The organism is Bacteroidota bacterium, from assembly GCA_019637975.1.
GTDB lineage: Bacteria > Bacteroidota > Ignavibacteria > UBA10030 > UBA6906 > CAADGV01.
The window spans coordinates 1-6490 of the sequence record JAHBUR010000066.1; the positions used below are offsets into that span (position 1 = coordinate 1).

Below are 6490 nucleotides of genomic sequence, written 5' to 3' on the forward strand. Positions count from 1 at the left end.
GCACAATACCGAGAACGGAATTCAGTTCATCAACGGTGCCGTACGCTTCGATGCGTAGTGCATCTTTGGGAACGCGCTGCCCGCCGAAAAGCGACGTATCGCCTTTGTCGCCGGTCTTGGTGTAGATTTTCATTGCAGGAAATCTCGGAACATGTGTGAGAATTTAGGCATTCATGCACTGACAAGCAACGAGCCGGTGTTCATGAATTGATCCCCAAAAACAATCTCAACTGAACAACGCCTCCACGTCTTCCTTCGTCAGTGTTTTCATGAAGCCGCTATCCGTGGTGATGATACTCGTTACAAGGGCTTTCTTCTTTTCCTGCAGAGCAAGTATCTTCTCCTCAACACTCTCACGCGTAATCAGTTTGTAGGAGAATACTTGCTTTGTCTGACCGATACGATGCGTTCGGTCGGTTGCCTGCATCTCGACCGCGGGGTTCCACCAGGGATCGTAGTGGATAACGTAATCGGCAGCGGTCAAATTCAACCCCGTACCTCCCGCTTTCAGGCTGATGAGAAACAGCCTCACGTTGTCATCCGACTGGAATCTCTCCACCCGTTCCTTGCGGTTCGTCGTACTGCCGTCGAGGTACTCGTACACAATTGAGTTCTTCTCACAATACCCACGCAACACGGTCAACATTTTCACGAATTGCGAAAAGACCAGCACCTTGTGTTCTTCGGCGAGAATATCCTCAAGCATTTCATTGAACACATCGAACTTCCCCGATGTTCCTCCGTAACCGACATCGACGAGAAGCGGATGGCAACACACCTGCCGCAATCGCATTAATCCTTCCAGCACCTTCATCCTGCTTTTCTGAAAACCGATCGTCTCTATGCTGTTCAGAATCGATTCACGGTAGTAGTGACGCCAATAGTCATAGTGACGCTTCTGCTCGGGATCCATTTCGCAATACACAACCGACTCGACTTTCGGAGGGAGTTCGGTTGCAACAAGATCCTTCGTTCGCCGAAGTATGAACGGGAATATCATCTGTTTCAAGGCAGCCGAAGCCTGTTCGTCGGCATACTTCTCGATCGGCTTTGCAAAGTGTTCGGTGAATATCCGTTCCGAACCCAACATCCCGGGATTGAGGAAGGCAAATTGCGACCAAAGTTCGTTCAGATTGTTTTCAACGGGAGTTCCTGAAAGGGCCAACCTGTGACGTGCGTTCAGCGCCCGCGTTGCCTGCGCGTTGATCGAAACCGGGTTCTTGATATTCTGGGATTCGTCAAGAACAACATACAGAAACTTCTTCTGCTTCAATACGTCAACATCACGTCTGAGAATACCGTAGCTTGTGACAATCACGTGATACTTGCCAAACGACTCAAGATGCTGTTTGCGTTCGGACCCTGTGTAGAGCAGGATACGAAGTTGAGGCGTGAACCGTTCTATCTCCTTCTGCCAATTGAACAGCGGAGATGTGGGTACAACGACCAAACTGGGCAGACTCTCTCCGTTTTCATACACATGCTGCAACAAAGCAAGTGTCTGCACCGTCTTGCCAAGCCCCATGTCATCGGCGAGAATACCGCCGACGCCGAACTCCCTCAAGAAATGCAGCCAATCGAACCCCGCCTTTTGATATGGCCTCAACTCGCCTTGAAACGATGCCGGTAGGCGGTACTGGCTAATTGACGTGAAAGCCTGCAGGCGTTGCCGCAATACATCGAATTGTTCGTCGCTTTCAAATTCATCTGCTCCTTCGGAAAGTTCACCCAGCAGGCCGATATGTGTTCGGGAGAGCTTCAGCAGATTGTCTCCTGCGGCCCCCAGCGCGACTGCCCGTCCGAATTTCTTGACCCATTGCTCCGGCAATACACCAAACGTACCGTCATCGAGCTTGACGAACTGCTCATTTTTTCGGATCGCCTCTACAAACGCTTGAAATGACACTGAACTCTTCTCAAATGTCACATCCACATTGAGATCGAACCAATCGATTCCCGATGAAACACGAATGCCGACTTTTGGCCGGTCGTACCGCAGACGATGCTTTTTCAGGTTCTCTTGACCGAACACTTCGAACCCGTCCCGCGCAAAAACCGGAAGCTTCCTGAAGAGCCACTCGAGCGGATCAATGACCGGAACGTAGTGCTTCGTCCCGTCTTGACGAACATAAGGCGCAAGAGACGATTCCATCAGTTTCCTGTGGAGAAGCGATTCCTTCTCGGCGTTTCTCTGCACATACACGAAAGTTCCACCCTCCACCAGCAATTCCTGAGCTGACACGTTTTGATCGCCGGTGTCCCCCTGATTTTCGTTGACCTCAACCGTGCTGTACAAAAAGCGCAATTGAACATTCAGCTTGTCGTTGTACTCACTCATGTAGAGCCGGGCAATTGGATCAGCTTCAATTGTTTTGATCGAGGAGAGTTCGGAACGTACTCTGAACCGTTTCACTAATCGGGGAAGGACATCTTCCATAAACTCTTCATTGTCCGCCGGAGGAACAACCACCTTGCCACTGAGTTTCTGCATCGCAAGGAAACCTGCGGCATTTGTGCCGCCAAGCCTTACTACGTTATTTCCGAAGAGAATCCACAGAGTATCGATTGAGAGTATCTCTGCATCGTCAGGAAAGGGGTGAATCCTCCCCTTCCATTCCACCTCCGGTTCAAGCACAATGCTGCCGTCATTTGTCTCGCTGACACTCAAGTTCAGCCGGGCCGCTTCACCGCTTACATGAAGCCGCCGGAACGTGTAGTGATTCTGATGGGCAAAATAGAGTTCTTTGTTCGTAAGCAGGCCGAGAACATCTCCCATGAGCATGTCGTTCATCGACCACAAGTGATCGTCCTCCAACTGTTCCGAATGAACCACCGATGTCTCATCGGGGACTGTGCTGGAGAATTCTTTTGTGAGGCGCTCCAGAATCAACCGGTCGATGGAATCGAAATGCCTGTCGCCGAACAGATCGTATCTTCGGAGCAACGTTGCCTGCCCGTCGTGCCCCTCCTTGGTCAGCTTAAGCTTGACCGGATGCAGTGAACGACGCCTGCCGCTTATCTTAAGACTGTACACCAACCGCCAAGCCCCGTCCGGTTGTTCTTCCCCGGGTTCACTTGCAGATGGCGTCAGGAGCGGACGTACTGTCTGAACCCAGTTCGTGGCGCGTTCTTCCCGCTTCTTCCGTTCAAGCTGACGGGGGTGATACTCGAGTTTTGCATTTCGGTACATTGCGGCAAGCAGTGTTGCCACGATGTGTTTGCACTTGCCTTCCCGCTGAAAGGGACACGTGCAACTCGCATCATATCCGGCAGCATCATAGTGAATTTCAACTGCATAGATATCGGAACCATCAATTGTTGCGCGGATGTGGTTGTCGCCAATCTGTTCGAGATGAACGCGCCCGTCGTGAAAGTAGGCCCGGCCACGAGCAACAGTCCCCGGTTCAGCGATGCTGTCAATCAGTGTGAGAGAAATATCCATGTGAACGCAAAAAAACGAATTGATCGTTGTTTCTTGTGCAATCCGAAAAACGAACGCCACCCCGCAAGATACGGAGTGGCGCTCAAAGAAACGAGACTATTTTTTTGATTATTTCAACCTCTACTTCCCGTCTTTCACAAATCGCAATGCTGCTGAATTAAGGCAATATCTCTTCCCCGTCGGCTCCGGTCCATCGTCAAATACATGGCCGAGATGCGCATCACACCGTGCACAGAGTATTTCGGTGCGTATCATACCAAAGCTGGTATCACGTTCCTCTTTCACATTCTCATCCGCAACAGGCTTCCAGAAACTCGGCCAGCCCGTATTGGACTGATACTTTGCATCGGAAGTGAACAGATCTATGTCGCAACAAATACATCTGTACAGGCCCTTTTCTTTATTGTCCCAATACTCGCAGGTAAAGGCACGCTGTGTTCCTTTCTGGCGAGTGATTTCGTATTGAAGAGGAGTAAGCTGTTTCTTCCACTCCTCGTCGGATTTGACAACTTTGTCAAGCATAACGTACGCCTTCTTTTCCAGAGAGTATATTTTGATTCTTGGTCCGGCTGAATAGAGTGCGGCCATTCCTAACAACATCGCGACTCCAAGGACAATAATGCGTTCGGTCATTCCTGTTTTCTCCCGTTGTTCTTGCTTCTCTACATCAGGTAATACAACGAATAAGGCAAAATGGTTCTCCTGCGAGTCAACCTGTCAATCTTGTCCGTCTCTCAAATCTTCGCGGAATACTCGAAGAAGTGGATCATCGGAGATTTCATTGACGGGCTCTAGATCTTCTCAGGGTTTTCTATTGTCTGTTCGTTTTCCACGTTGCCCGTGTTCAGCGTCTGCATCGGTTCAAACAGCATCAGCCACACTTCGTCTTCTGCAACAGGTTTGTGTTCGATACCCTTCGGCACAACTATCATTTCGCCTTCGTTCAACACAATATCCTCATCGCGGAACTTGATAGTGAGCGTTCCTTTCACAACGAAAAATAGCTCGTCTTCCGCTTCATGATGATGCCACACGAACTCACCCTTTACCTTTGCAAGCTTCACGGCTTGCCCATTGAGTTCCGCAACTATTTTCGGTTCCCACTGTTCGCTGAACAGATTGAATTTCTCGTTGAGATTGACTTTCTCCATCATCTCCTCATTCATCGGAATGAATCGGGGGACCGGGCATTGGAACACAAACCCCGACGTGGCGCCTTTATCCCTCCAGCTTCGCATCAAGTGTGATTGTTGCTGTCAACGATTTGGAGATGGGACATGTGCTCTTCGCTTCGTTCGCGCATTCGGCAAACTTCTCCGCAGAAATGCCCGCAACCTTGGCCTTCAGTTCAAGATGGCTTTCAATAATTGCCCCCTGGTCGAGGTTGACTGTGCAGGTCACGTTGAGCGCATCCGGCGTGTAGCCTGCCGCTCCGAGAACGAAACTCAGTTTCATAGCAAAGCAGCCTGCGTGTGCCGCCGCAACAAGTTCTTCGGGATTGGTTCCGACGGCATTTTCAAATCGCGAGGCATACGTATACGCCTGATTCTTGATAAAACCGCTCTGCACCGAGACAACGCCCTTGCCTTCTTTGCCGGATCCGTTCCATACTGCTGTTGCCGATCGTTTCATGATGTGTGTTTCCTTTCCTCGTAAGTGATTGTAAGTTTTAGAGTTGCTGTAAATAACAATTCAATGTCTCATTTCGTTCACTACCTAAATAGTGAATGAAGTTCTGACTCGTTCAGGACAGGCACATCATCAATTCAGAAAATGTATGCCAGCACAAAAATCCCGATCATCGTGAACACTAACGCAATCTTTGCTGCAATGCCAATTGCAAGTCCGAGCCATGCACCCCCTCCGGCTTTGCCGGCTTGCTTAAGATCCTTCCTCATGATCAGCTCGCCGAGGAATGCCCCTGCAAACGGGCCGACAAGCAAACCGACAATCCCGAAGAACATACCGACGAGCATGCCAACAGTTGCTCCAAACATCGCCAGCTTGCTTGCCCCGAACTTCTTGACGCCAAAACTCGCCAGGTAGAAATCTATTCCGAATGACGTTACGGCAAGCAATCCCAGAATTCCTATCGAGAACCAACTTACGTTCACGAAATCATCCGCCCAAGCCGCAATGAAAAGTCCGGCAAAAACCAGCGAGGTTCCGGGAAGAACCGGAACAACGACGCCCACAATGCCGGTTATAACCAGAACAACGGCAACAACCCAAAGTACTGTAGACATATTATTCAACGATTGTCAGTTTCCGCCATTTGCGAAGCGAGTTAATGAGAAACGCCTGCCGGGCATTGACGAGTTCTTCTTTGCTGATAATTCGTTCTGTGATTCTTCCCTCGCTCAGGAGCTTTGCGCGAAACGTCCCCGCCAGCAACCCGCACTCTACCGGAGGCGTGAACAAATCCCCGTCCAATTCAACAACAACATTCGCAATGGTTGATTCGGTAATCTCGCCCCGTTCATTCCACAAAATCACATCATCGCATTCGAAAGCTGAAGCAATGGCATCATCGTACACCTTGCGATAGGTAGTTTTATGATAGAGAAAGAGATTGTTCGAGTCAACAGGCGCGGGGGCAAGACGTACACGAACCGGCATGCTCGGCGCTGAGGTATCGAGTGGTTTCGCTTGGAGCGCGGGGAGCCCGTTGGGGTGCATTTCCATTGTTACGCGGAACGAAGAGTGTAAGAACTGCTGCTCTGCTTGATGCAAGATCCTCAATACGGCGTCCTTGTCAAATTCAAAGCCGAAATACTCGCACGAATCTCTAAGGCGGATAAGATGTTCATCCAGCAAGAAGAAGCCATCTTCTTTCGTGTACAAGAATGTCTCGAGTAAATTGAATTGCGGGCGAATCTCTGTGAGAACACGCGCCTTCGTCAAACATTCGTCGTACTCATCTCCGGCAGTGGAATCCCACACAACTCCTCCCCCGACTCCGTATTCGGCGACCTTTGAATGCTTATCGATGAGAACGGTTCTAATTGCCACGTTGAAATGCGCTTTCCGATCCGGCGCAATGAAGCC

The 6490-nt window shown here is 50.1% G+C and carries 7 protein-coding genes; all 7 read right to left on the reverse strand.

Annotated features, from left to right (window positions below; all coding sequences use genetic code 11):
* Positions 1-133 (reverse strand): ATP:cob(I)alamin adenosyltransferase (locus tag KF749_18495; GenBank protein MBX2993147.1); only part of this gene is annotated, 133 nt, incomplete at its 3' end.
* Between the two features lie 93 nt (positions 134-226).
* Positions 227-3442: an SNF2 helicase associated domain-containing protein gene (locus tag KF749_18500; GenBank protein ID MBX2993148.1), complete on the reverse strand. Its 3216-nt coding sequence runs from the start codon at positions 3440-3442 to the stop codon at positions 227-229.
* 120 nt (positions 3443-3562) lie between these two features.
* Complete coding sequence (gene msrB, locus KF749_18505) at positions 3563-3964, reverse strand: peptide-methionine (R)-S-oxide reductase MsrB (protein ID MBX2993149.1); 402 nt, start codon at positions 3962-3964, stop codon at positions 3563-3565.
* A gap of 269 nt (positions 3965-4233) precedes the next feature.
* Positions 4234-4593: a cupin domain-containing protein gene (locus tag KF749_18510; protein MBX2993150.1), complete on the reverse strand. Its 360-nt coding sequence runs from the start codon at positions 4591-4593 to the stop codon at positions 4234-4236.
* A 67-nt stretch (positions 4594-4660) separates the two neighbouring features.
* A complete protein-coding gene (locus KF749_18515; protein ID MBX2993151.1) occupies positions 4661-5074 on the reverse strand; it encodes an OsmC family peroxiredoxin in 414 nt (137 codons plus the stop codon).
* A gap of 134 nt (positions 5075-5208) precedes the next feature.
* Positions 5209-5688, reverse strand: coding sequence for a DUF456 domain-containing protein (locus tag KF749_18520; protein ID MBX2993152.1), 480 nt, complete (start codon positions 5686-5688; stop codon positions 5209-5211).
* A 1-nt stretch (position 5689) separates the two neighbouring features.
* A partial coding sequence (locus KF749_18525; GenBank protein ID MBX2993153.1) for an aminotransferase class IV occupies positions 5690-6490 on the reverse strand: 801 nt, incomplete at its 5' end.

Excerpts from the sequence above, each read along its gene's own strand:
- KF749_18520 (MBX2993152.1), bottom strand. The coding sequence starts at position 5,688 with ATGTCTACAGTACTTTGGGTTGTTGCCGTTGTTCTGGTTATAACCGGC.
- KF749_18515 (MBX2993151.1), bottom strand. The coding sequence starts at position 5,074 with ATGAAACGATCGGCAACAGCAGTATGGAACGGATCCGGCAAAGAAGGC.
- KF749_18500 (MBX2993148.1), bottom strand. The coding sequence starts at position 3,442 with ATGGATATTTCTCTCACACTGATTGACAGCATCGCTGAACCGGGGACT.
- KF749_18510 (MBX2993150.1), bottom strand. The coding sequence starts at position 4,593 with ATGGAGAAAGTCAATCTCAACGAGAAATTCAATCTGTTCAGCGAACAG.
- msrB (MBX2993149.1), bottom strand. The coding sequence starts at position 3,964 with ATGCTTGACAAAGTTGTCAAATCCGACGAGGAGTGGAAGAAACAGCTT.